This window comes from Streptomyces sp. NPDC054841, from assembly GCF_053611045.1.
Map to the genome: position 1 here is coordinate 1 of NZ_JBSGZO010000035.1, position 24,439 is coordinate 24,439.

Here is a 24,439-nt window from a genome sequence, read left to right on the forward strand (position 1 = left end):
GCCCTCTTCCGTGTCTCCCGTCAACCCCTGCCGCTGCCAAGGGCCTTGCGGTCGCCGCCGGGCGGCAGCGCCGGGCGGCGCTCGGCAGGTGCCTGCTCGATACGGAGCGCGAGTGCCGGGCAACGGCGTACGGCGCGCTGGGCGCGCCCCCGCATATGCATCGGCACCGCAGCCTCCGCCACCGACGGATACCCGTCGGCGCCCATGCGGATCAGCTCCGGAACGATTTCCGCGCAGATCCCGTGGCCCCGGCAGAGCGTCCAGTCCACGGCGAGCTTCTCTCCGCTCGGGATGGACTCCTCCGCCTCCTCGTAACCGGCACCGGGCAGCGGCAGCACACCGAGCGTCTCGCGGCCGCAGCCGCCATGCAGGACGTGCGCGGCGAGGTCGTCGGTGAACGCCGAAAGGGTCGATGCGAAGAAGCGCGCGGAGCCGTCGGGGTGCTTGCACGCGCCGCGCCCCTTCACGGCCTGGGTCACCTCGCGCAGCGCCTCCAGGGCGGCCGGTCCGCCCCCGTTGATCACGTCGGACAGCCCGCCGGCAGCCGCGGGCAGACCAAGCTTGCACGGACCGCACTGGCCGGCCGTCTCGGCCGCGAGCCAGTTGGCCACGCGCTGCGCCTCCCCCAGGGGGCAGGTCTCGGGGCCGATCGGCAGGATCGCGCCCGCGCCCAGCGCGCCGCCCACGTTGGCCAGCGATTCCCGCGAGATCACGGCGTCGTGCGTGGCGGCGGCGTCGATCCAGTTGCCGTGATAGCCGCCGGTCAGCACGCCCTGGGGGACCGGCGGAGCACCGGCCAGCTGCAGCACGTACCGCATCGGCACACCGGTCGGCACCTCGATCACCATCGGGCGCGCGACAGCACCGGAGACCGTCAGCATCACCGTGCCCGGTTCGTTCTCCAGGCCCGTGTGGCCGTACCGGCGGGCCCCGATCCGGGCGGCGACGGCCAGCTGCGCGAACGTCTCGGCGTTCGACAGGAGCGTCGGCGCCCCGCCGACACCGGACTCGGCGGCGCGCTCGCGGCGGCCGGGAGGCAGAGCGGGGCCGCCGTTGATCGCCCGGATGATCGCCGAGGCCTCGCCTGAGACCATGCGCTCGGGGTTGCGCTGCACCCGTGCGCGCAGCTGCTGCCCGCGCCGGTCGGAAAGGCCGCGCTCGGCCAGCGCGGCCCGCATCGAGATCTCCGTGGAGTTGCGGGTCACAGCGACGATCAGGGTGCGCGCGCCCAGTGCCTCGGCGGCGAGCAGCGCGCCGTCCAGGATGAGGTGGGGCGCCCGGTTGACCATCACCGTGTCCTTGCGGCAGGCCGGCTCGTCCTCACTGGCGTTGATCACCACGACGGGCCGCACACCCCGTCGGATGGCGGCCTTGGCCACGGCCCGCAGCTTCTGGGCGAACGGGAATCCCGCGCCGCCGCGGCCTCGCAGGGATATGTTCTCGGCGAGCTGGGCCAGCAGCTCCCCGGTCATGGGTTCGAGCGGCCCGTGCACCTTCAGGTGCATGGAGAGGTCAAGACGCTCGACCAGGTCGAAGCCCTGGGTCAGCTGGGGGAGGCCGACGACGCGGACTTCGGGGACATCGGGGAGGGGGGTGTTCACGGTCGGTCTCCTGCGGGTGTGTTCCAGGGTTCCCCGGCCGGGGGCGGGTAGAGCGGGCCGGGCGAGGACTGGGTGTCGTCCAGCGAGCCGGGGCGGGGCGTGTCGGGCGTCCAGCCGTCGTAGCCGCCGCCGGAGCTGTATGCGGAACCCTGGTCGTACGTGGTGCTGTAAGGGGAGGTCGTGCTTGTGTCGTAAGGCGAGGTGGCGCTTGTGTCGTACGGGGAGGTGGCGCTCGTGTCGTACGGCGACGACAGGGGCTGCGAGGGGATGGCCTGTGCGGGCGGCGGCGGGGACGGTGCCGGCCAGAGCCCGGAGCGGGGCGCGGAGTCGGAGACGATGGGCAGCTCCTCGGTCATGGGGACACGCTCGGCGAGCGGTATGCCGTCCGAGGAGGCCCCTGGAGGGGTCCCGGAGCCTGCCGTACGCGCGGAGGCGTCACCGGCCAGGGAGACGGCGCGGTAGGCGGCGGAGATCCCCGTTCCGGGGCCGTCGCCCGGCAGCGGCCCACTGGGCACCGGGCCGGCATCGGGGAAGGACCCCGCGGCCGCGGCCGGCTCGGCGGCGGGGGGCGGTGTCGCTTCGTAGAGCTGCGTCGCGTCGTACAGCGGTGGGGCGGGAGCGGCGAGCCGTCGGGGCTCACCGCGCGACGGGCCGAGGGGCTGTCCCATGGGTGAACCGAGAGGCGATCCCAGGGGCTGTCCGATCGGCCTGCCCACCGGCTCGTCCCGGTCGGCGGGGCGGCGCTGGAACTCGCGCTCGAACCTGGGCTGCGGCTGGGAGGGAATGCCGGAGGCGCCGGGGAGCGGCGCCGTCGACAGGTTGCGCACGCCCTGCTCCGGGGCGGCGGGCGGTTCGCCGGCCGAGCCGGTCAGTGCCAGGAGCCGCCCGACGATCCGGCGCTTCGCCGGGGGCGGCAGCAGCCGGATGGACACGGCGGCGGCGACTCCGGTGAGCGAGAGGCAGTACATGACGACCACCCAGGTGGCCGCGGGACGGCCTGTGTACAGGCCGTGCATCAGCGCCGAGCACCACGCCGGGTAGGCCAGCATGTGCAGGGCCCGCCAGCGGCCGGCGATGTTGCTCTTGCCCGCGAGCGCGCTGCGCGCCGCGCCGGTCGAGGCGGCGATCACCATCAGAAGGCCTGCGAGCGATCCGAGTCCGATGAGGCCGGAGGTTCCTGTGACACCGAGGCCGAACGGGACCAGAGCGCCCAGCAGTTCGACATGGCCGAGCGAGACCTTGACCGTGGCGTGCAGCAGAAGGAAACCGAGCGAGGCGACAGCGGTGGTCCTGTGGATGGCCTGGGCGAGCAGACGGTGACGCGTGGAGAGAATCAGCCGGTCGGTGGCCATGAGGCCCCAGGCGACCGAGGCTGTGAGGGAGAGCAGTGAAAGAACACCGGTGGTGAAGTCCAGCGCGGCGCGGAAATCGTCACTGCCGCCGATGGCGAGCAGGGGTATGAGCACAAGCGCGGCGACACTCAATCCGCCCTGCGCCTGACGGCTCAAGGCCGGTTGACCGGGCGACGAACGAATCTTGCGATGAGGGTTCATGGGGGCGACTCCGAGTGGTGCGGGAAAGCGGTCCCGTGAACGCACTCTAGGTCGCCGCATACCCGCTGGTACGAGGTTTGCGTGTTTATCGAGGCGGGCGGCCGACAACTGACTCTGGGGTTGCCCCGGATAGGGGCGATACGCCGAGTAACTTGTGTGACGAAGTCGCTCGTCACTCTCACGACGGACGCTCCGCGGCCTACTCCCGGACCTCTTCCGGGTGCCTCGCACATCGTCCCCGGGGCTCTGACGTGGCGTTCGTGCCCGCCGTGCGGACGCTCGATGCGGCCCGGAGGGGCCCTGCTGTACCCTGACGCCATGCGTGCCGTACGCCTTCTGCTTAGCGAGCCGCGCTGATCAGTCCCGACCGGTGAATCAAACGGTCGGAATCGGCGCGGCGTCCCCTCCTGTGCGAGGGGATTTTTCGTTTCGGTAATCGCCGGCAGAGACGATCGATGGAGCTTTCAGGATCATGAGCGAGACGAATTCCTCCCCCGTGGCCTTCGGCGCGGGTGGGGCCCCCTCCACGGAGGCGGCTGCACCGCACCGCTATACGGCGGCCATGGCCGCCGATATCGAGGCACGCTGGCAGGACTCCTGGGACGCCGACGGCACGTACGAGGCGCCCAACCCCAGTGGTGATCTGGCCGGTGACCCGAATGCCGTCGCCCGGCCCAAGAAGTTCGTCATGGACATGTTCCCGTACCCCTCCGGTGCGGGCCTGCACGTCGGACACCCGCTGGGCTACATCGCGACCGATGTCTACGCCCGTCACCAGCGGATGACCGGCCACAACGTGCTGCACACCCTGGGCTTCGACGCCTTCGGCCTGCCGGCCGAGCAGTACGCCGTCCAGACCGGCACGCATCCGCGCGTGTCCACCGAAGCCAACATCGAGAACATGAAGGTCCAGCTGCGCAGGCTGGGCCTGGGCCACGACAAGCGCCGGTCGTTCGCGACGATCGACCCGGACTACTACAAGTGGACCCAGTGGATCTTCCTGCAGATCTTCAACTCCTGGTACGACGAGGCGGCGGAGAAGGCCCGTCCGATCGCCGACCTGGTGGCGCAGTTCGAGAGCGGCGAGCGCACGCCCGAGAACGGACGCCCCTGGACTGAACTGAGCGCCGTCGAGCGCGCCGACGTGCTGGGCGGGTACCGCCTGGCGTACGCCTCCGCCGCCCCCGTCAACTGGTGCCCCGGCCTGGGCACCGTCCTGGCCAACGAGGAAGTCACTGCCGACGGCCGCTCCGAGCGCGGCAACTTCCCGGTCTTCAAGGCCAATCTGCGCCAGTGGAACATGCGCATCACCGCCTACGCCGACCGGCTGCTGGACGACCTGGATGCGCTGGACTGGCCCGAGGCCATCAAGCTGCAGCAGCGCAACTGGATCGGCCGCAGTGAGGGCGCGCGCGTCGACTTCTCCATCGACGGCCACAACGGCGCTCCGGTCACGGTCTTCACCACCCGCCCCGACACCCTGTTCGGCGCGACCTACATGGTCCTGGCGCCCGAGCACGGCCTGATCGACTCGATCCTGCCGGCCGAGTGGCCGCAGGAGGCCCAGGGCAAGGATGCCTGGACCGGTGGCGCTGCCACCCCGGCCGACGCCGTCGCCGCGTACCGCAAGCAGGCCCAGACGAAGAGCGACGTCGAGCGGCAGACCGAACACAAGGACAAGACCGGTGTGTTCACCGGTGCCTACGCCCTGAACCCGGTCACCGGCGCGCGGATCCCGGTCTTCGTCGCCGACTACGTGCTGATGGGCTACGGCACCGGCGCCATCATGGCCGTCCCCGGCCAGGACGAGCGCGACTGGGAGTTCGCCGAGGCCTTCGGCCTGCCGATCATCCGCACCGTGCAGCCGCCGGAGGGCTGGGAGGGCGAGGCGTTCACCGGCCAGGGGCCGGCGATCAACTCCTCGAACGACGAGATCTCCCTGGACGGTCTGGGCGTTGCCGAGGCAAAGGCCAGGATCACCGAGTGGCTGGTCGCCAAGGGCATCGGCGAAGCGACCATCAACTTCCGGCTGCGCGACTGGCTGTTCAGCCGGCAGCGCTACTGGGGCGAGCCCTTCCCGATCGTCTACGACGAGGACGGCGTCGCCCACGCGCTGCCCGACTCGATGCTGCCGCTGGAGCTGCCGGAGGTCGACGACTACTCGCCGCGCACCTTCGACCCGGACGACGCGGACACCGAGCCCGAGACCCCGCTGTCCCGCAACGAGGACTGGGTCAACGTCGAGCTGGACCTGGGCGACGGCGTCAAGCGCTACCGGCGCGAGACCAACACCATGCCGAACTGGGCCGGTTCGTGCTGGTACGAGCTGCGCTACCTGGACCCGCACAACGCGGACAAGCTGGTCGACCCGGAGATCGAGCAGTACTGGATGGGCCCGCGCGAGGGGCAGCCGCACGGCGGCGTCGACCTGTACGTCGGCGGCGCCGAGCACGCCGTACTGCACCTGCTGTACGCCCGTTTCTGGTCCAAGGTGCTGTTCGACCTGGGACACGTCTCCTCCGCGGAGCCGTTCCACAAGCTGTTCAACCAGGGCATGATCCAGGCGTACGTCTACCGTGACGGCCGCGGCTTCCCGGTGCCGGCCACCGAGGTCGAGGAGCGGGACGGCAAGTTCTTCTTCGACGGCGAGCAGGTCAAGCGCGAGCTGGGCAAGATGGGCAAGTCCCTGAAGAACGCCGTCACTCCGGACGAGATCGCCGCCGAGTACGGTGCCGACACGCTGCGCCTGTACGAGATGGCGATGGGCCCCCTGGACGTGTCGCGGCCTTGGGACACGCGCGCCGTGGTCGGCCAGTACCGCCTGCTGCAGCGCCTGTGGCGCAACGTCGTCGACGAGTCCACCGGGCAGGTCACCGTCGTGGACGAGGAGCCGGACGAGGCGACGCTGCGCGCCCTGCACAAGGCCATCGACGGCGCCGGCCAGGACATGGCCGCGATGCGCTTCAACACCGCCATCGCCAAGATCACCGAGCTGAACAACCACCTGACCAAGACGGGCGCTCCGGTCGCCCGGTCGGTGGCGGAGCGGCTGGTCCTGCTGATCGCGCCGCTGGCGCCGCACATCGCCGAGGAGCTGTGGCGCAAGCTGGGCCACACGGACTCCGTCGTGCACCAGGACTTCCCGGTCGCCGACCCCGCGTACGTCGTGGACGAGACCGTGACCTGCGTCGTGCAGATCAAGGGCAAGATCAAGGCGCGCCTGGAGGTCTCCCCGTCGGTCACTGACGCGGAGCTGGAGGCCCTGGCACTGGGTGACACTGCGGTTGTCGCGGCGCTGGGCGGCGCGGGCATCCGCAAGGTGATCGTGCGGGCGCCGAAGCTGGTGAACATCGTTCCGGCGTAGCCGCCGTCGTCCCTGGGGGGGGGGTGACCGGTCGTTGCCGGCCTCCCCCTGGTCTTTCCCCTACGGGCAGGTTGGGGGTTCTGATGGAACCCTCGGCCTGCCCGCTCCGTTTACGGTGGAAGGACACATCCAAACGACTCGGAGGGCGCCCCCATGGAAGCCGTCATCCTCATCCTGGCGCTGCTCTTCGTCGCCTTCGTGGCACTCGGGGTCTATGTGAGCGTCAAGGTGATCGGTGCGGCCAAGCGCGGAGTGGACCGCACGATCACTCAGGCCCGGCGCACCGTCGAGGACACGACGCTGCGCGCGAAGAGCCTCGGCCAGGGCGGTGTGGTCGGTGAACTGGCACAGCTCCGGCTCCGCCTGCGTACGTCGATGAAGGCCACCCAGGACGCGCTGCACGCGGGCGTGGCCGAGGACGCGTCGCTGTCGGAGTCGATCGGCCTGTTCGAGCGGTTGAGCGCGCACGGACATGAGCTGGACGGCGAGCTGAGGCGACTGGAGCGCGAGCCCGACCGGAGCAGGATCGTGGAGCGGCTGCCGCAGCTGCGCGAGCGGGTCGAGAGGATCACGCACTCCGCGGAGTCGCTGCGATGGGCGGCCAGGGACCGGGCTCGGGCGTTCGCCGCGGACGACCTCGAGGCGCTGAGCGCGCAGATCGACGTGGAGGCGGGGGCACTGCGGGACTGGTCCAGGACGGAGCCGATGTGGGGGCCGGAGCCGACGCGGGACTCCTCGTCGGCTCCGGCACAGGCTCCGGCATCCGCGCCGCAGGCGGCACCGTCTCCGGCACAGGCGCAGGCACCGGCGTCCGAGGCGGCGCGGACGGCGGAGTCCGAGGCCGGAGCGTCCGGGCCGCAGGCGATCACGGGCCGTGATCCACGACAGCCGACGATGTACTCGTGGGAGAAGACGGCCCGTCCGGAGACGACGAACTAGGACGAGCTGGACGAGCCTGCGGGGTGGCCCGGGCCGGAGGAGGACGCCGGGGCGGACAGGCGTGCCGGACCGGAGTGTCGTGCCGGAGTGTTGTGCCGGAGTGTTGTGCCGGACCGGAGAGGGTGTGAGGGTGGGACGTCCGGCGAAGCGGAATGCTTGGTGGTGCCCGGTGGAGGGTACGTGATTGCTCGTGCCAGGCTTGGAACCGGCGCGGACCGGCTCCGTGCCGGGCGCTGTGCAGGACTGCGAACCGCCCCCAGGCGGAAGGGTTCGCCGACCGGAACCGATCACTGGGGCGGGGTCGGACTGCCCTGCGGCGGCTCCTGGGGGTAACCTCCCGCTCATGTCCCGCCATGTCGCGATCGTCACCGATTCAACGGCCTATCTGCCGCCGCAGACGATGGAGCGGCATGGCATCACCGCGGTGCCACTGACCGTCGTGCTCGGCGACCAGGCCCTCGAGGAGGGCACCGAGATCTCGGCCCGCTCGCTCGCCCTCGCGCTGCAGAAGCGACGTCCCGTGACCACGTCCCGGCCCAGCCCCGAGACGTTCGCCGCGACCTACCGGGCCACGGCCGAGGCCGGTGCGACCGGAATCGTCTCCCTGCATCTCTCGTCCGAGTTCTCCGGGACCTACGACGCAGCGGTGCTGGCGGCTCGGGAGGCGCCGGTTCCGGTCCGTGTGGTGGACACCGGCATGGTCGCGATGGCGCTCGGCTTCTGCGCGCTCGCGGCGGCCGAGGCGGCCCACGGCGGTGGCACTCTCGACGAGGCGGTGGCCGCGGCCGAGAAGAGAGCCGCGGGCACGTCCGCGTACTTCTACGTCGACACACTTGACTATCTGCGCCGGGGCGGCCGCATCGGCGCGGCCCAGGCGCTTCTGGGCTCGGCGCTCGCAGTGAAGCCACTGCTCCAGCTGGACGGCGGGCGCATCGAGCCGCTGGAAAAGGTGCGTACGGCATCGAAGGCGATCGCCCGGCTGGAGGAGATCGTCGTCGAACGGGCGGGCGCCGGCCGGGTGGATATCGCGGTGCACCATCTCGCGGCACCGGAACGGGCGTCTGCGCTGGCGGAACGGCTGCGGGAGCGGGTGCCCAACCTCGCCGAACTGCACGTGAGCGAGGTGGGTGCGGTGATCGGTGCGCACACGGGGCCCGGGCTGCTGGGGGTTGTGGTCTCACCTCGGTGAGTCCCACAACCCCTCGGGCGCGATCTCAGCGAGATGAGCGAGCGGCTGCTGGGGATGGCCTCGTCTGCTCCGTCTGCTCCGTGTGCTCTGTGTGCTCTGTGTGATCCCCGTGGTTTCTGGGATCTTTTTGACTCCTGCGGGTGACGGAGTTGTCCACAACGGCTGGGTCATCCACCGGAATTGAGGCTGTTCGGCGGGGTTCGACGGACGTGCCTACCGTCGGGTGGCATGACATACCGATCACGTTCGGCGACGAGTGGCCCTGGCCGTGTCCCTGCCTCGGACGGCCGTGTCCGCGACCAGCGGAGGTTGCGCGCCAGACGCCGCCCGGCATCGGGTTCGCCGGCCCCACCGGCCTCGGCCCTGCGCCGACGTGCGGATGCGCTGTTCCAGACACCGAGCGGGTCCGTTGAGGGTATGGGTGTGCACGGACCGCCGGCGCCGGAAGGCGGACCGGGGGACCGGCCGGCGGAAGTTGACCAGGTGGCGGGGGTTCGGCGAGCGCTGACCGGGCGGTCTGTGGCACGGCGGCGGGGCGGCCACCGACAGTCTGCGGAATCACGTGTGTCTGAACCGCCTGTGTCTGAACCACTTGTGTCTGCACCGCCTGGAGCTGAACCGCGTGCGTCTCAGCCGTCTGCGTCTGAACGGGTGGCGCCTGAATCGGTGGCGCCCGATCCGGTGGCGCATGGACTGCCCGCTCCCGAGCTGTCGGTGCGGGAGCGTGGGCGACTCGCTCTGTGGGAGCGAGTACCGCTGTGGCAACGAGTGCCGTTGTGGGTCCGGCTCCGATGCGGGCTGGAGCCGCGGGCACTGGCCGCGCTGGCGGTCGTCCTCGCGGTGGCCGTCGGGTTCGCCGTGCAGCACTTTCGGTCCGGCCGTCCGGAGCCCATGAGGGCACCGGAGCTCGTCAGGGAGGGCCGCCCCGCGCCGGTCGCACGGGAGCCGAGGCCCTCGCCCGGGGCGCCACCCACGGAGGAACCGGCCGCGCGGATCGTCGTCGATGTGAGCGGCAAGGTACGGCGTCCCGGAGTGCTTCGGCTGCCCGCCGGCTCGCGCGTGGCCGATGCCCTGCGAGCAGCAGGCGGTGTCAGGGCCGGTACGGACATCACCGGCCTCAACCGAGCGCGGGTGCTCATGGACGGCGAGCAGGTGGTGGTGGGCGTCGTGCCGCCGCTGGGCGGTCCTGCTCCGGGTCCGGCCGGTGGCGGCGGAGCTCCGGCCGCGGGACCCGTGAGCCTGAACTCGGCGACGGCGGAGCAACTCGACACGCTGCCGGGAGTCGGCCCGGTGCTCGCCCAGCACATCGTGGACTACCGCACCGAGCACGGCGGCTTCCGCTCGGTGGACGAACTCCGCGAGGTGACGGGGATCGGCGACCGCCGGTTCGCGGACCTCCAGGCCTTGGTGCGGCCATGACGCGCCGGGGAGTTCACAGCACAGCGGCTCACCCGCTGGGCGCGTCCGGCCCCCGGCAGGAGGGCCCGCCGGACCTGCGCCTGGTCCTGCCCGCGCTGGCGGCATGGGGCGCGGCAGCCTTGTCCCTCTCCGCTCAGGCGGCCTGGCCGGCCGTGGCGGTACTGAGCTGCCTTGCGGCGGCTGTACTGCTGGTGGTGCTCCCGCTGGTGGGGGCTGCGCGACGGGGAGCCCGGCGCGGCGTCGGGAATCGGGTTGCGGCCGCTGCCCTGCTGCTCTGTGCCGCCGCGGGGGCGGCAGCGGGCGGGCTGCGTGGTGCGGATCTGTACAGGGGGCCCGTGCCTGAAGCGGCGCGCCGGCACGCGCGGGTCACCGCAGAGGTGACCGTGACCTCCGATCCGCGCATGACGCGGCCGCGTGTGCGGGGTGATCGGATGACGGGGGCGGCGGTCGTGCTGGAGGCGGAGGTCACGCGGTTGACGGCGCCCGACCGGTCCGTCGTCGCCACCCGCGCACCAGTCCTGGTGATCGCCCGGTCCGGGGCGGCGACGGGGAAGTGGCTGCGGCTGCTGCCCTCGACACGGTTGCGGATCGCCGCCCGGTCGGCGCCGGCTCTGGAGGGGGATGACCGTTTCGCCGCCGTTCTGAGGGTGCAGGGCAACGGACCGCCCCGTATCACGGGGCCCCCGACCGCGGTGCAGCGCACGGCCGGGACGCTTCGGGCCGGACTGCGCCGGGCGACCGGCGGACTCGAACCCGATGCCCGCGCGCTGCTCCCGGGGCTGGTCGTCGGGGACACCTCCCGTATCGGACCTGAGCTGTACGACGCGTTCCGGGCGACGGATCTCACTCACCTTCTGGCGGTCTCAGGAAGCAACCTCACTGTCGTGCTGTTCCTGCTCATCGGTCCACCCGGTACCGCACTGCTGGCCGAACGCCGTGGACTGGCACCCCGGTTGGGCATCTCGCTACGCGCGACGGCGTTGCTCGGCGGAGCGCTCGCCATCGCCTTCGTGGTGGTGTGCCGGCCCGACCCGAGTGTGCTGCGGGCAGCGGCGTGCGGGCTGATCACGCTGCTCGCCATCGGGACCGGCCGCCGGAGATCGCTGATTCCCGCGCTCGCCGCCGCCGTGCTGCTGCTCGTGCTGTACGACCCGTGGCTGGCCCGCACGTACGGCTTTCTGCTGTCTGTGCTGGCCACGGCCGCCCTGCTCACCCTCGCCCCGCGCTGGAGTGCGGCCCTGAGGCGGCGCGGGGTGCCGGGACGGCTCGCGGAGGCGCTGGCAGCGGCTGCCGCGGCACAGGCCGTGTGCGCCCCGGTGGTGGCTGTGTTCGCGGCGCGGGTCAGCCTCGTCGCGATTCCCTGCAATCTGCTTGCCGAGCTGGCGGTCGCGCCGGCCACGGTGCTGGGATTCGCGGCGCTCGCGGTAGCGCCCCTGGCGATGCCGGCCGCGGAGGTGCTGGCCCGGTGCGCGGGCTGGCCGGCCGGGTGGATTGCCGACGTCGCTCGTGCCGGGGCGAGCCTGCCCGGGGCTGAGGTCGAGTGGCCGGGCGGCTGGCGCGGCGGACTCCTGTTGGCCGCGGGCACCGCCGTCGCCGTGCTCGTGACGCGGAGGCTGATGCGCCATCCATGGCCGGCCGCCGGCTGTGCCCTGCTGCTTCTGCTCGCGGTGCTGCGGCCGCCACCGCTGACCAGGATCGTCACCGGATGGCCGCCACCGGGCTGGTCGTTCGCGATGTGCGATGTGGGCCAGGGCGATGCCACGGTGCTGGCGGCAGGTGATGGCACGGCCGTTGTCGTGGACGCCGGGCCGGAACCCGAGCTCACCGACCGGTGTCTTCGTGAGCTGGGGGTCAGGAGGGTCCCGCTTCTGCTGCTGACGCACTTCCACGCCGACCATGTCGCGGGGCTGCCCGGCGCGTTGCGGGGCAGGGCGGTCGGCACGATCCAGACGACGACGTTCGAAGAGCCGCGCGACCAGGCGGAGTTCGTGCACCGGACTGCCAGAGCGGCCGGGGTACCGGTGATCCGCGCGGGGCCGGGCGAGCGGCGCCGGACGGGCCGACTCACCTGGCAGGTGCTGTGGCCGGACGCCGGCTCGGCTCCCGGCTCGGTTCCTGGACCGGCTCCGGGCTCGGTTCCCGGCGCGGCTTCCGGACCGGTTCTCGGCTCGGGTTCTGGGTCGGTGCCCGGACGCGGTGCGGCGCCGGACGGGCCGAACGATGCCAGCGTCACGCTGCTCGTCCGTACCGCCGATGGCCTGTCGTTGTTGCTCCTCGGAGACCTCGAACCGCCCGCGCAGCAAGGGCTGATACGGGCTCATCCCGCACTGCCGCCGGTGGATGTGCTCAAGGTCGCCCACCACGGCTCGGCGTACCAGTACCCCGCTCTCATGGCTGGTGCGCGACCGCGGCTCGCGCTGATTTCCTGCGGCCGGGACAACCCGTACGGTCATCCTTCGCCCCGTACCGTCGGCGCTCTGCGGGCCCAGGGGGCGCTGGTACTGAGCACGGACAGGGACGGGGCGATCGCGGTGACGGGAGCCGGTGCGGAGCTACGAGCCGTGGCACGCGGTCCGCGCGGCCCCGACGCCGGGTGAGCGCGTAGCCGGGCGGTGCAGGCCGGCCGCGCAATCGGTCGGTCCAGCTGGTCAGATCAGTTGGTCAGATCAGCCGGTCGGTCCAGCCGGTCGGTCCAGCCACAGGCCGTCGCGCATGAAGCAGTCGGCCCGGCTGCGTGACGGCGGCTGCGGAGGCGTCAGGGCCGCAACGCCAGACCCTGTCCGGGCGGTCTTCGAGGGCCCGACAAGACCGCCCGGACAGGGCCTGGGTGGCATGGGGGCACGGCACGTCGGGCGACGGGCGTACGTGCCTACTCCGACCGGCCTAGGACCAGTGGCGCATGGCGCAGCCTCGTGCTCCCGGCGAGACTGCCTCTATGGACACCGCATCGCAGACACTGCCGCCGGAGACCGTCGACGCCTACCTTCGCCGCATCGGAGCGGTCCGCCCGGAGCGGCCGGACGCCGTGGCCCTGCGCGAGCTGCAGCTGCGGCATCTGCTCTCGGTTCCTTTCGAGAACCTCTCGATCCATCTGGGGGAGAACCTGGTACTGGAGGACAAACCGCTCCTCGACAAGATCGTCGGCGCCCGACGCGGCGGGTTCTGCTACGAACTCAACGGTGCCTTCGCGGCGTTGCTGCGAAGCCTGGGCTTCGGCGTCACACTGCTCCAGGCGCGGAGCTTCGTGCCGGGCGGGCAGCTCGGCATTCCGTACGACCACCTCACCCTGCGCGTGGAGACGGCGGACGGCACCGGCCCTTGGCTGGCCGACGTCGGATTCGGCAACCACAGCCACCATCCCCTCGTCCTGGAGGAGCGGGACGACCAGAGCGATCCGGCCGGTGTGTTCCGGATCGTCGAGACGCCCGAGGGGGATCTCGATGTACTGCGGGACGGCAAACCGCAGTTCCGCGTCGAGGTGCGTCCGCGTGTGCTGGCGGACTTCGAGGCCGGGGCCTGGTATCACCGCACCTCTCCCGCCTCCCACTTCACCCGGTCGCTCATCTGCTCCCGGCTCACCGAGGACGGCCGGATCACCCTGAGCGGCCGCAAGCTCGTCACCACGGCGCACGGGGAGCGGCAGGAGCGGATGCTCGGGGACGATGCCGAGGTGCTGGCCGCGTACCGGGACCACTTCGGGCTGGTGCTGGACCGGGTCCCGGAGGTCGGGCAGCCGGACGTCTGAGAAGCGTCGCTGAGAAGTGTGTCTGAGAAGCGCGTCTGAGCAGGACGTCCGAGTAGCACGCCCGGGTAGCACGTCCGGGTAGCACGTCTGAGAAGAGCGTCCGTGAAAGGCCGCAATCCGAGGAGGGCCACAAGCGGCACAATGTGGCGGTGAGCGACATGAGACATGTGCTGGTGCTGCCGGACCGCGACGCCGCCGAGGAGGTCATCGAGGCCATCGGCGATCACTTCGGCGTGGGCGACGAGCCCCAGCTGGTCCGGGATGCCCTGGCCGGAGAGGACGACGCCGAGGACGCCCAGTGGCTGGTGGTCGTCGAGGATCCGGAGAGCCGGCTGGACGCTGTCGAGCTGGACGAGTTCGTGGCGGACTGGGACGGCTGGCGGGAGGAAGCGTAGCCCGTCCGTCGCGGGTGCCTGCGGTGTCAGTGGCCCGTGCGATGCTGGACCGCGATGGCCACCAGGAAGAACACGAACGACGATCCCCTCGCCCCCGTCACGCTCGCCGTGGGCCAGGAGGACCTGCTGCTGGACCGTGCCGTGCAGCAGGTGGTGGCGGCCGCCCGGGCCGCCGACGCCGACACGGACGTACGCGATCTCTCCCCCGAGCAGGTCCAGCCCGGCACGCTGGCCGAGCTGACCAGCCCCTCGCTCTTCGCCGAGCGCAAGGTCGTCGTCGTGCGGAACGCGCAGGATCTGTCCGCCGACACGATCAAGGACGTCAAGGCTTATCTCGATGCCCCCGTCGAGGAGATCACCCTCGTCCTGCTGCACGCCGGCGGCGCGAAGGGGAAGGGGCTGCTGGACGCGGCGCGCAAGGCCGGCGCTCGTGAGGTGGCGTGCCCCAAGACGACCAAGCCGGCAGAGCGGCTCACCTTCGTACGCTCCGAGTTCCGCGCCCTCGGGCGGTCCGCGACGCCGGAGGCGTGTCAGGCGCTCGTCGACTCCATCGGCAGCGATCTGCGGGAGCTGGCGAGCGCGGTGTCGCAGCTCGTGGCGGACGTCGAAGGCACGATCGACGAAGCGGTCGTCGGCCGCTACTACACGGGGCGTGCCGAGGCATCCAGCTTCACGGTCGCCGACAGGGCTGTTGAGGGCCGCGCCGCCGAGGCCCTGGAGGCGCTCCGCTGGTCCCTCTCGACCGGCGTCGCTCCGGTGCTGATCACCAGCGCGCTGGCGCAGGGGGTGCGGGCGATCGGCAAGCTCTCGTCGGCGCGGGGCGGCCGCCCCGCCGACCTCGCCCGCGAGCTCGGGATGCCTCCCTGGAAGATCGACCGCGTCCGCCAGCAGATGCGGGGCTGGACGCCGGACGGCGTGGCCCTCGCCCTGCGGGCGGTCGCGGAGGCGGATGCCGGGGTCAAGGGCGGCGGGGACGACCCGGAGTACGCGCTCGAGAAAGCGGTGGTGACGGTGGCGCGCGCGGCGCGTCTGCGTCGCTAGTGCCGTGGCCGGAACGGTTCACCGGCTCGCGACGCCCTGCACGGCACCTTGCTGCGTTGTCGCGTCACCCAAGTACGTCCAGTACGAGGGCGATACTCCGCCTTGCGATGCGTCCCCTCGGCCCTTCGGGCCTGGGGAGACCCCATGCACCGGACGCCGCGAGCTTCCCGGCAAACCTTTCCGGTCACGGCACTAGCTCAGCCGGCGGGGCTGCGCCCGAGCGGCCCCCGCATTCCCTCGCCCTGCCCACCGACTGCCACCGACCCCCACCGCGCCCGCCCGCTCACCCCCTCGCGGGCGAGCGGGGTATGCCGAAGGCCCCGCCCTCCGTCCTGGGGAAGGACGGGAGACGGGGCCTTCGAGTAAAGACTTTGGACTCGCACCCGCGTGGCGAACGCAGGCCGCGTGCGAGTCCGGGGTGCCGGGCAGGAGCGGATGAGAGGGCCCGCTTGGTCCGTTCCGGCGATCAAGTCGTCCGGCGTGTCACCCCGCGAGGGGTTTCTGCCGGGTCCGGGGGTCACCCCCCGGGATTACAGCAAGAGCGCTCAGCCCTGCAGGGAGGCAACCTTGGACGCCAGCGCCGACTTCTTGTTGGCGGCGGCGTTCTTGTGGATGACACCCTTCGAGACAGCCTTGTCGAGCTTGCGGGCGGCCTCGCGAGCGGCCACGGTGGCCTTCTCGACGTCACCCGCGGCGGCAGCCTCACGGGCCTTGCGGATCGCGGTCTTGAGCGAGGACTTGACGGCCTTGTTGCGCAGGCGCGCCTTCTCGTTCGTCTTGTTCCGCTTGATCTGGGACTTGATGTTCGCCACGAAAGAGCCTTTTCAGGTTCGATGATCTATCAGAGAGGTGACTCGTAGCTGAGAGGGCGTACGAGACACAGCTGCCCAGGCTACCAGTCGCCCTCCTACCGGCCCAAACCGAGCGCAGCCCGGCAGCCGTGGGACCATGGAGGCTGCGTATCGATCGACATCGTCCGACAACGACCCGAGACACGAGCGCTCGGCGCTCAAGAATCAGGACCCTGCGTGCCCGCGACCCCTACCCATGTGCCCGAGCCGAGCCGTACCGACCCGGCGCTGATCCGCAATTTCTGCATCATCGCGCACATCGACCACGGCAAGTCGACGCTTGCCGACCGGATGCTCCAGCTGACCGGTGTGGTCGAGCAGCGGCAGATGCGCGCTCAGTACCTCGACCGTATGGACATCGAGCGTGAGCGCGGCATCACGATCAAGTCCCAGGCCGTGCGTCTGCCCTGGGCGCCCACCACGGGCGACGGTCAGGGCAAGACCCACATCCTGAACATGATCGACACCCCGGGCCACGTGGACTTCACCTACGAGGTGTCCCGTTCGCTCGCCGCCTGCGAGGGCACGGTCCTGCTGGTGGACGCGGCCCAGGGCATCGAGGCGCAGACCCTCGCCAATCTCTACCTCGCGATGGAGAACGACCTCACCATCGTCCCGGTCCTCAACAAGATCGACCTGCCGGCGGCGCAGCCCGAGAAGTTCTCCGAGGAGCTCGCCAACCTCATCGGCTGCGACCCGTCGGACGTCCTGAAGGTCTCGGCCAAGACCGGTATCGGCGTGGACGCGCTGCTCGACCGGGTGGTCAAGGACGTGCCGGCCCCGGTCGGCGTCAAGGACGCCCCCGCCCGCGCCATGATCTTCGACTCCGTATACGACTCATACCGCGGCGTCGTCACGTACGTACGAGTCATCGACGGCCAGCTCAACAAGCGTGAGCGCATCCGGATGATGTCCACCGGCGCCACGCACGAGCTGCTGGAGATCGGCACCAACTCCCCGGAGATGCTCCCGGCCGACGGCCTCGGCGTCGGCGAGGTCGGCTACCTCATCACCGGTGTGAAGGACGTCCGCCAGTCCAAGGTCGGTGACACCATCACGACCCTGCACAAGGGCGCCACCGAGGCGCTCGGCGGCTACAAGGACCCCAAGCCGATGGTGTTCTCCGGCCTGTACCCGCTGGACGGCTCGGACTACCCCGAGCTGCGTGACGCCCTCGACAAGCTGCAGCTCAACGACGCCGCGCTGGTGTACGAGCCGGAGACCTCCGCCGCCCTCGGCTTCGGCTTCCGCGTCGGCTTCCTCGGCCTCCTCCACCTCGACGTGATCCGTGAGCGGCTGGAGCGCGAGTTCGGCCTCGACCTGATCGCGACCGCGCCCAACGTGGTCTACCGGGTGACCATGGAGGACGGCAGCGAGCACACCGTCACCAACCCGAGCGAGTTCCCCGAGGGCAAGATCGGAGAGGTGTACGAGCCGGTCGTACGGGCCACGATCCTCGCCCCCAGCGAGTTCATCGGCGCGATCATGGAGCTCTGCCAGACCCGCCGGGGCACGCTGCTCGGCATGGACTACCTCTCCGAGGACCGCGTCGAGATCCGCTACACGCTCCCCCTCGCGGAGATCGTCTTCGACTTCTTCGACCAGCTGAAGTCCAAGACGCGCGGCTACGCCTCGCTGGACTACGAGCCCACGGGCGAGCAGGTCTCCAGCCTGGTCAAGGTCGACATCCTGCTGCACGGTGACAAGGTCGACGCGTTCTCCGCCATCACCCACAAGGATGCGGCGTACGCGTACGGAGTGCGGCTCGTCGCCAAGCTCAGGGAGCTCATCCCCCGGCAGGCCTTCGAGGTGCCCATCCAGGCCGCCATCGGTTCCCGGGTCATCGCCCGCGAGACCATCCGCGCCATCCGCAAGGACGTCCTCGCCAAGTGTTACGGCGGTGACATCTCCCGTAAGCGGAAGCTGCTGGAGAAGCAGAAGGAGGGCAAGAAGCGGATGAAGATGGTCGGTTCCGTGGAGGTGCCGCAGGAGGCCTTCATCGCTGTGCTGTCCAGCGACGAGTCCGGCGGCGGCAAGGCGAAGAAGTAGTAGGCGAAGAAGTAGTAGAGGAAGTAGTAAGGGAAGAAGTAGAAGGCGTGGCAGAGGAAGAAGTGGTGGAGGCGGAGCGCCGAGCCCGGGCGGCGGCGAACGAAGCCCGGGCGGCGGAGGAGCTTCGCACAAGTGGCGAAGCGGTCGCCGCCAGGTAGCGCAGAAGCACCAACCGCCCCTATTTGTTCGATCTGCCCCACAGGCCCCCGCGCTGCCGCGCGGGGGCCTGTTCGTTATGAAGCGGCAGCCTGCAGCCTCTTACGTGGCGGAGCCCGGAGCTCTACCCTGATCACGGCCCGGTGGTTACTCGCGAGTTAAACAAATGTGACCACTCGTGCAAATCAGCCAGTCATGCAGCAACGCTGCAGCAGCAGGCCCGGAGGATGTCGTGAGCGACACACAGAGCCAGATCGAGAACCGACCGCCCTCCGTGGCGAACCTCTTCGTCCAGCGTGTGGCGGCGACTCCCGATGCGGAGGCGTACCGCTACCCGGTTCCTTCCGCCGCCGGACATGGGCCCGACGACTGGAAGTCGCTGAGCTGGGGCCAGGCCGCCGAGCGGGTCTACTCCATCGCCGCCGGGCTGATCGATCTGGGTGTGCAGCCCGAGGAGCGGGTCGCGCTCGCCTCCGCCACCCGGGTGGAGTGGATTCTCGCCGACCTCGGCATCCTCTGCGCGGGCGCGGCCACGACGACCGTGTACCCGCAGACCAACGCCGAGGAGTCCGCGTACATCCTCGCCGACTCCGAAAGCCGCGTGCTTGTCGCCGAGGACGCCGCCCAGCTGGCCAAGGCGCGCGAGAAGCGCGACGAGCTGCCGAACCTCAAGCATGTCGTGGTGATCGACCCCGCCGGCGCCGAGCCGGCCGAGGGCGACCCCGACGGCTGGGTGCTCTCCCTCGCCGACCTCGAGGCGCGCGGCGCCAAGTACCTCGCCAAGCAGCCGGAGGGCGTCACCGAGCGGATCGGGGCGATCACCTCCGAGCAGCTCGCCACCCTCATCTACACCTCGGGCACCACCGGCCGCCCCAAGGGTGTCCGGCTGCCGCACGACAACTGGTCGTACATGGCGAGGGCCATCGCCTCGACCGGCCTGGTCACCGCGGAGGACGTCCAGTACCTGTGGCTGCCGCTCGCGCACGTCTTCGGCAAGGTGCTGACCTCCGGCCAGATCGAGGTCGGGCACGTCACCGCGGTCGACGGACGCGTTGACAAGATCATCGAGAATCTGCCGGTGGTCCAGCCGACGTACATGGCGGCCGTGCCCCGCATCTTCGAGAAGGTCTACAACGGCGTGGCCGCCAAGGCGCGGGCGGGCGGCGCCGCCAAGTACAAGATCTTCCAGTGGGCCGCCGGTGTGGCGCGCGAGTACGCCAAGGAGTCGCAGGACAGCTTCCGCCGCACGGGCACCGCCTCGGCCTCCTTCGGCCTCACGGCCAAGCACAAGGTCGCCGACGTGCTCGTCTACTCCAAGCTCCGCGAGGCCTTCGGCGGCCGGCTGCGCGCCGCCGTCTCCGGCTCCGCCGCGCTCGCCCCGGACATCGGCTTCTTCTTCTCCGGCGCCGGCATCCACATCCTGGAGGGCTACGGCCTCACCGAGTCCAGCGCCGCCTCCTTCGTCAACCCGGGCGAGGCGTACCGCACCGGCACCGTCGGCAAGCCGCTCCCCGGCACCGAGGTGCGCATCGCGGACGACGGCGAGATCCTGCTGCGCGGCCCCGGCATCATGCAGGGTTACCACGGGCTCCCGGAGAAGACCGCCGAAGTCCTTGAGGCCGACGGCTGGTTCCACACGGGCGACATCGGCGAACTGTCAGCCGACGGCTATCTGAAGATCACCGACCGCAAGAAGGACCTGATCAAGACCTCTGGCGGAAAGTACATCGCGCCGGCCGAGGTCGAGGGCCAGTTCAAGGCGGTGTGCCCGTTCGTCTCCAACATCCTGGTGCACGGTGCGGACCGTAACTTCTGCACCGCGCTGATCGCGCTCGACGAGGCTGCCATCCTCGGCTGGGCCAAGGAGAACGGCCTGGACGGCAAGTCCTACGCCGAGGTCGTCGCCGCCCCGCAGACGGAGCAGCTCGTCGAGGGCTACGTGAAGCGCCTCAACGAGACGCTGCAGCGGTGGCAGACCATCAAGAAGTTCCGTCTGCTGCCGCGCGACCTCGATGTCGAGCACGGCGAGCTGACGCCGAGTCTGAAGCTGAAGCGGCCTGTCGTCGAGCGCGAGTACAAGGAGCTCATCGACGACATGTACGCGGGGTCGCGCGAAGCCTGATCAAGCCGCCGGGCAAGTCGGGTCGCCCGGCAAGTCGGGTTGCCGGGCCGGTCGGTTGCCGGGCCGGTCGGTTGCCGGGCGGCCGGATCGCCGGGCGGTCGGGCTACCGGGCCGCCGGGGACGTGTGGACGGCGACGCGAACCGTGGGCGCGGACGAGGACTCCTCGACTCCTCGTCCGCGCCCACGGTGGCGTTCGCGGTGTCGCCCGCGCTCGGCGGTGTTCGCGTGGCGGTGTTCGCTGGGCACTGTTCGCTCGGGGCTGTTCGCACGGCGCTGTTCGACAGGTGCTTTTCGAGGTCCCGTTCGATGTGCCGTTCGATGTGCTGTCCGTACGCGTCAGAGACCGGCGAAGTTGTCATTCGCGCACGTCCGACGCATGTCCGGCGCGCATCCGGCCTGCGCCGGCACCCGCGTACTCAGTCATCCGGACTGGTTCATATCTGCCCACTTCGATGACTCCACGCTTATGAGCGCGCTCGGTCTGTCACTCTGTCGGTGTTGTCGGAGGGCAAGACAGACCGGACAGGAGCCGCAGCGTGGGGTCCGTTCCGATGCAGCAGGAGACCACGCACCGCTCGGTGCACCTGCTCTCACAGCGTGGTGACGCACGCTCCGTCGCCCGCACCAGCCTGCCCGGGAATCCGCTGGCCGCGTCCGCCGCGCGCCGGTTCGTACGGGCTGCGCTCGCCGACTGGACCCGGCTCGGGACGGTCGCCACGCGCGGTACGGACCGGCTCGCCGACGACGCCGTGCTCGTCGTCAGTGAACTCGTCACCAACGCCGTCGTGCACGCGGGCACCAATGTCGAGCTGCTCACGCGGCTGGACCCGGCCACCGACGACGACCCGGCGGCCCTGGTCATCGAAGTGTCCGACCACCACCCGACCCGGGCGGTACGCAGCGACGGCTCCGAGTCGGCGGCGCTCCCCGGCGAGCCGGAGTACGGGCGCGGACTGCACCTCGTCGCCACGCTCGCCGCCGTCTGGGGGATCACCTACCGGCCGGGTCTCAAGACGGTCTGGGCCCGCCTCTCCCTCGACGGGTGCCAGACCGTGGGGGCGCTGCCCGGAGGCGAGGCCGCGTTGCAGCGCGGACTGCGGGCGGCCGAGATCCTCGCTCCCACGCCGCGCCGGGCCGTACGCGACGACCGGGAGTGGATCAGCCGCGGATCCCTCTCCTTCCTCGCCGAAGCGTCCGACCTGCTTGCCGGACAGCTCGACGAGGACATGGTCGCGGCGCTCGCGGGCCAGCTGCTGGTGCCACGGCTCGCCGACTGGTGTGCGGTCTGGCTGGACGGCGAGGCGGGGCCCGCGCCCCGGCTGGCCCGGGTGTGGCATGCCGACGAGTCGGCCATCGAGGGCCTGCGAGCCGTTCTGGTCAAGGAAGAACCGCCGCGGTTACCGGACGAGGCACGCGGCGGGGCCGTGACCGTCCCCGTCGCGTGGCCGGAAGGCGCGGACGGAAGCGCGGTGGCGTTCCGGCTGACCACCGGCGCACGGCCGCTCGGCACGCTGCTCCTCGGCCGCGAGGGGCTGACGGGCGTCCCCGACGGAGTGACCGCCCTACTGGAGGACTTCGCGCGGCGCGTGGGCCTCGCGATCGGGGCCGCCCGCCAGTACACCCGGCAGGCCACCATCAGCCGGGTGCTCCAGCGCGGGCTGCTGCCCGCCCAGGTCGCCCAGATCCCGGGCGTCGACAGCTCACTCGTGTACGAGCCGAGCGACGAGGGCCTGGCGGGCGGCGACTTCTACGACATCTTCCCGGCCGGCAGCGGCGGCCGCTGGTGCTTCATGCTCGGCGACGTCCAGGGCAGCGGGCCCGAGGCCGCCGTCGTCACCGGCCTCGCCCGGCCCTGGCTGCGGCTGCTCGCCCGCGAGGGGTACCAGGTCGGCGAGGTCCTCGACCGGCTCAACGTACTGCTCCTCGACGACGCGATGGAGGCGGCGGAGGCTGCGGCGCTCATGGTGGCGGGAGCGGGCTCCGGCACGGGTCCCGGAAACCAGACCACCGGCTCCGGCCTCGGCTCCGGCCTCGGCTCCGGCCTCGGCCACCAGACCACCGGCCCCGGGTCCGGCCCCGGCGCCGGTCACGGGACCGGTCACCACGACGGACCCCAGTCGCGGTTTCTGTCGCTGCTGTACGGGGAGCTGACACCGCTCCCCGGCGGTGGCGGAGTCCGCTGCACCGTGGCCTGTGCCGGCCACCCGCTGCCCCTGCTGCTGCGCCCCGACGGCACCGTACGCCCGGCCGCCGCCTCTCAGCTGCTCCTCGGAGTCGTCGAGGACGTCGCCTACGAGAGCCAGACCTTCGAGCTGAAGCCGGGCGACACGCTGCTCTGTGTCACCGACGGGGTCACGGAGCGGCGCTCCGGGCCGCGGATGTTCGACGACGCCGACGGGCTGGCGCGGGCGCTCGCCGACTGCACGGGCTTGACCGCGCAGGGTGTCGCCAATCGCATACGGCAGGCGGTGCACACGTTCGCGGAGGCCCCGCCGGACGACGACCTGGCGCTGCTGGTGCTCCAGGCACGCTGAGCAGCCCCGGGAACCGTGGCCGGCTGTCCGGGGATCCGCGCACATGGCGGACGGGGGATCCGCGCCCGTAGCGGACAATGGGGCGTATGCCTTCCGTACTGCCTGATGGTGAGCCCATGCCCCTGGACGGGGCGCTGCCCCCGCACGCCCTCACCGGCGCGGGCGACCGGCCCCTCGGGTTCTATCTGCACGTTCCGTACTGCGCCACGCGCTGCGGCTACTGCGACTTCAACACGTACACGGCGACCGAGCTGCGCGGCAGCGGAGGCGTGCTGGCCTCCCGCGACAACTACGCGGACACGGTGATCGAGGAGATCCGGCTCGCCCGGAAGGTCCTCGGCGACGATTCGCGGCAGGTCAGGACGGTGTTCGTGGGCGGCGGTACGCCGACGCTGCTGGCCGCCGGCGATCTCGTACGGATGCTGGGGGCGGTTCGGGAGGAGTTCGGTCTCGCGGACGATGCGGAGATCACGACCGAGGCGAATCCGGAATCCGTTGACCCCGCGTATCTGGCGGAGCTGCGGGAGGGCGGCTTCAACCGGTTGTCGTTCGGGATGCAGAGCGCGCGGCAGCACGTGCTGAAGGTGCTGGACCGTACGCACACTCCGGGGCGGCCCGAGGCGTGTGTCGCCGAGGCGCGGGCGGCGGGCTTCGAGCATGTGAACCTGGATCTGATCTACGGCACGCCGGGGGAGAGCGACGACGACTGGCGGGCGTCGCTCGAAGCGGCGATCGGGGCCGGGCCGGACCACGTCAGCGCGTACGCGCTGATCGTCGAGGAGGGCACGCAGCTGGCCCGGCGGATCCGGCGCGGTGAGGTGCCGATGACCGACGACGATGTGCACGCCGACCGGTATCTGATCGCGGAGGAAGTGCTGTCGGGGGCGGGGTTCGACTGGTACGAGGTGTCGAACTGGGCCATGTCCGAAGCGGGGCGCTGCCTGCACAACGAGCTGTACTGGCGCGGCGCGGACTGGTGGGGGGCGGGGCCGGGGGCGCACAGCCACGTGGGGGGTGTGCGGTGGTGGAACGTGAAGCATCCCGGCGCGTATGCGGCGGCGCTCGCGGAGGGGCGGTCGCCCGGTGCGGGGCGGGAGGTTCTGCCGGACGAGGACCGTCGGGTCGAGCGGGTGCTGCTGGAGCTGCGGCTCGTCGAGGGCTGCCCACTGTCCCTCCTGAAGCCGGAGGGGCTCGCCGCGTCGCGCCGCGCCTTGGCGGACGGGCTGCTGGACGCGGGGGCGTACGAGGCCGGGCGGGCGGCGTTGACCCTGCGGGGCCGGCTGCTGGCCGACGCGGTGGTCCGGGACCTGGTGGACTGAGACGTCCCCCACCCCACCCCGCCCCTTCCCGAACTGGGGCGCTGCCCAGACCCTGCGTCTCAAGCGCCGACGGGGCTGGGTTTGGGTTTTCGGGGCGTTGCCCCGGACCCTGCGTCTCAAGCGCCGACGGGGCTGGGTTCTCGGGCTTCCGCCCCCGGCTG

At 71.2% G+C, this 24,439-nt stretch carries 15 protein-coding genes; 12 read left to right on the forward strand and 3 right to left on the reverse strand.

Features of this window, described 5'->3' with window-relative positions; genetic code table 11:
* Positions 1 to 20: 20 nt before the first annotated feature.
* Together ACWGI8_RS07890 and ACWGI8_RS07895 are read right to left on the reverse strand one after the other, a co-directional pair.
* Positions 21 to 1,601 (reverse strand): NADH-ubiquinone oxidoreductase-F iron-sulfur binding region domain-containing protein, encoded by a 1,581-nt coding sequence (locus ACWGI8_RS07890; protein WP_453659244.1) that lies wholly within the window; start codon positions 1,599 to 1,601, stop codon positions 21 to 23.
* Entirely contained in the window at positions 1,598 to 3,154 is a 1,557-nt protein-coding gene (locus ACWGI8_RS07895; protein WP_453659245.1) for a hypothetical protein, read from the reverse strand. The genes ACWGI8_RS07890 and ACWGI8_RS07895 overlap by 4 nt, the downstream gene beginning before the upstream one ends.
* A gap of 472 nt (positions 3,155 to 3,626) precedes the next feature.
* Here ACWGI8_RS07895 and leuS point away from each other — a divergent pair, with 472 nt between their 5' ends.
* The 8 genes from leuS (at position 3,627) to holA (ending at position 15,246) form a co-directional block, all read left to right on the forward strand.
* The gene (gene leuS / locus ACWGI8_RS07900) at positions 3,627 to 6,518 is read left to right on the forward strand and encodes a leucine--tRNA ligase (RefSeq protein WP_453659246.1); all 2,892 of its coding nucleotides are present in this window, start codon (positions 3,627 to 3,629) and stop codon (positions 6,516 to 6,518) included.
* 153 nt (positions 6,519 to 6,671) lie between these two features.
* A complete protein-coding gene (locus ACWGI8_RS07905; protein WP_453659247.1) occupies positions 6,672 to 7,457 on the forward strand; it encodes a hypothetical protein in 786 nt (261 codons plus the stop codon).
* A 343-nt stretch (positions 7,458 to 7,800) separates the two neighbouring features.
* Positions 7,801 to 8,646 carry a DegV family protein gene (locus tag ACWGI8_RS07910; protein ID WP_453659248.1) on the forward strand — a complete coding sequence of 282 codons (846 nt, stop codon included), beginning with the start codon at positions 7,801 to 7,803 and terminating at the stop codon, positions 8,644 to 8,646.
* 417 nt (positions 8,647 to 9,063) lie between these two features.
* Positions 9,064 to 10,065 (forward strand): helix-hairpin-helix domain-containing protein, encoded by a 1,002-nt coding sequence (locus ACWGI8_RS07915; protein ID WP_453659249.1) that lies wholly within the window; start codon positions 9,064 to 9,066, stop codon positions 10,063 to 10,065.
* Complete coding sequence (locus ACWGI8_RS07920; RefSeq protein ID WP_453659250.1) at positions 10,062 to 12,662, forward strand: ComEC/Rec2 family competence protein; 2,601 nt, start codon at positions 10,062 to 10,064, stop codon at positions 12,660 to 12,662. Before ACWGI8_RS07915 ends, ACWGI8_RS07920 begins: the two co-directional genes overlap by 4 nt.
* 338 nt (positions 12,663 to 13,000) lie before the next feature.
* On the forward strand, positions 13,001 to 13,810 hold the full coding sequence (locus tag ACWGI8_RS07925; RefSeq protein ID WP_453659251.1) for an arylamine N-acetyltransferase family protein: 810 nt from the start codon (positions 13,001 to 13,003) through the stop codon (positions 13,808 to 13,810).
* 149 nt (positions 13,811 to 13,959) lie between these two features.
* The gene (locus ACWGI8_RS07930) at positions 13,960 to 14,205 is read left to right on the forward strand and encodes a hypothetical protein (protein ID WP_453659252.1); all 246 of its coding nucleotides are present in this window, start codon (positions 13,960 to 13,962) and stop codon (positions 14,203 to 14,205) included.
* 54 nt (positions 14,206 to 14,259) lie between these two features.
* Positions 14,260 to 15,246, forward strand: coding sequence for a DNA polymerase III subunit delta (gene holA, locus ACWGI8_RS07935; protein ID WP_453659253.1), 987 nt, complete (start codon positions 14,260 to 14,262; stop codon positions 15,244 to 15,246).
* 545 nt (positions 15,247 to 15,791) lie between these two features.
* On the opposite strand, the gene rpsT is transcribed toward holA, so the two are convergent.
* Complete coding sequence (rpsT, locus tag ACWGI8_RS07940) at positions 15,792 to 16,058, reverse strand: 30S ribosomal protein S20 (protein WP_453659254.1); 267 nt, start codon at positions 16,056 to 16,058, stop codon at positions 15,792 to 15,794.
* A gap of 216 nt (positions 16,059 to 16,274) precedes the next feature.
* Between rpsT and lepA the strand changes: the two genes are divergently transcribed.
* The 4 genes from lepA (at position 16,275) to hemW (ending at position 24,278) form a co-directional block, all read left to right on the forward strand.
* On the forward strand, positions 16,275 to 18,146 hold the full coding sequence (lepA, locus tag ACWGI8_RS07945; RefSeq protein WP_453659255.1) for a translation elongation factor 4: 1,872 nt from the start codon (positions 16,275 to 16,277) through the stop codon (positions 18,144 to 18,146).
* Between the two features lie 388 nt (positions 18,147 to 18,534).
* Positions 18,535 to 20,424, forward strand: a complete 1,890-nt coding sequence (locus tag ACWGI8_RS07950) for an AMP-dependent synthetase/ligase (protein ID WP_453659256.1) — start codon at positions 18,535 to 18,537, stop codon at positions 20,422 to 20,424.
* A gap of 552 nt (positions 20,425 to 20,976) precedes the next feature.
* Positions 20,977 to 22,959, forward strand: a complete 1,983-nt coding sequence (locus ACWGI8_RS07955; RefSeq protein ID WP_453659273.1) for a SpoIIE family protein phosphatase — start codon at positions 20,977 to 20,979, stop codon at positions 22,957 to 22,959.
* Between the two features lie 86 nt (positions 22,960 to 23,045).
* Entirely contained in the window at positions 23,046 to 24,278 is a 1,233-nt protein-coding gene (gene hemW / locus ACWGI8_RS07960) for a radical SAM family heme chaperone HemW (RefSeq protein ID WP_453659257.1), read from the forward strand.
* Positions 24,279 to 24,439 lie beyond the last annotated feature (161 nt).

Excerpts from the sequence above, each read along its gene's own strand:
- hemW (WP_453659257.1), top strand. The coding sequence starts at position 23,046 with ATGCCTTCCGTACTGCCTGATGGTGAGCCCATGCCCCTGGACGGGGCG.
- holA (WP_453659253.1), top strand. The coding sequence starts at position 14,260 with ATGGCCACCAGGAAGAACACGAACGACGATCCCCTCGCCCCCGTCACG.
- ACWGI8_RS07915 (WP_453659249.1), top strand. The coding sequence starts at position 9,064 with ATGGGTGTGCACGGACCGCCGGCGCCGGAAGGCGGACCGGGGGACCGG.
- ACWGI8_RS07920 (WP_453659250.1), top strand. The coding sequence starts at position 10,062 with ATGACGCGCCGGGGAGTTCACAGCACAGCGGCTCACCCGCTGGGCGCG.
- leuS (WP_453659246.1), top strand. The coding sequence starts at position 3,627 with ATGAGCGAGACGAATTCCTCCCCCGTGGCCTTCGGCGCGGGTGGGGCC.
- ACWGI8_RS07910 (WP_453659248.1), top strand. The coding sequence starts at position 7,801 with ATGTCCCGCCATGTCGCGATCGTCACCGATTCAACGGCCTATCTGCCG.
- ACWGI8_RS07925 (WP_453659251.1), top strand. The coding sequence starts at position 13,001 with ATGGACACCGCATCGCAGACACTGCCGCCGGAGACCGTCGACGCCTAC.
- ACWGI8_RS07955 (WP_453659273.1), top strand. The coding sequence starts at position 20,977 with ATGCAGCAGGAGACCACGCACCGCTCGGTGCACCTGCTCTCACAGCGT.
- ACWGI8_RS07895 (WP_453659245.1), bottom strand. The coding sequence starts at position 3,154 with ATGAACCCTCATCGCAAGATTCGTTCGTCGCCCGGTCAACCGGCCTTG.
- ACWGI8_RS07905 (WP_453659247.1), top strand. The coding sequence starts at position 6,672 with ATGGAAGCCGTCATCCTCATCCTGGCGCTGCTCTTCGTCGCCTTCGTG.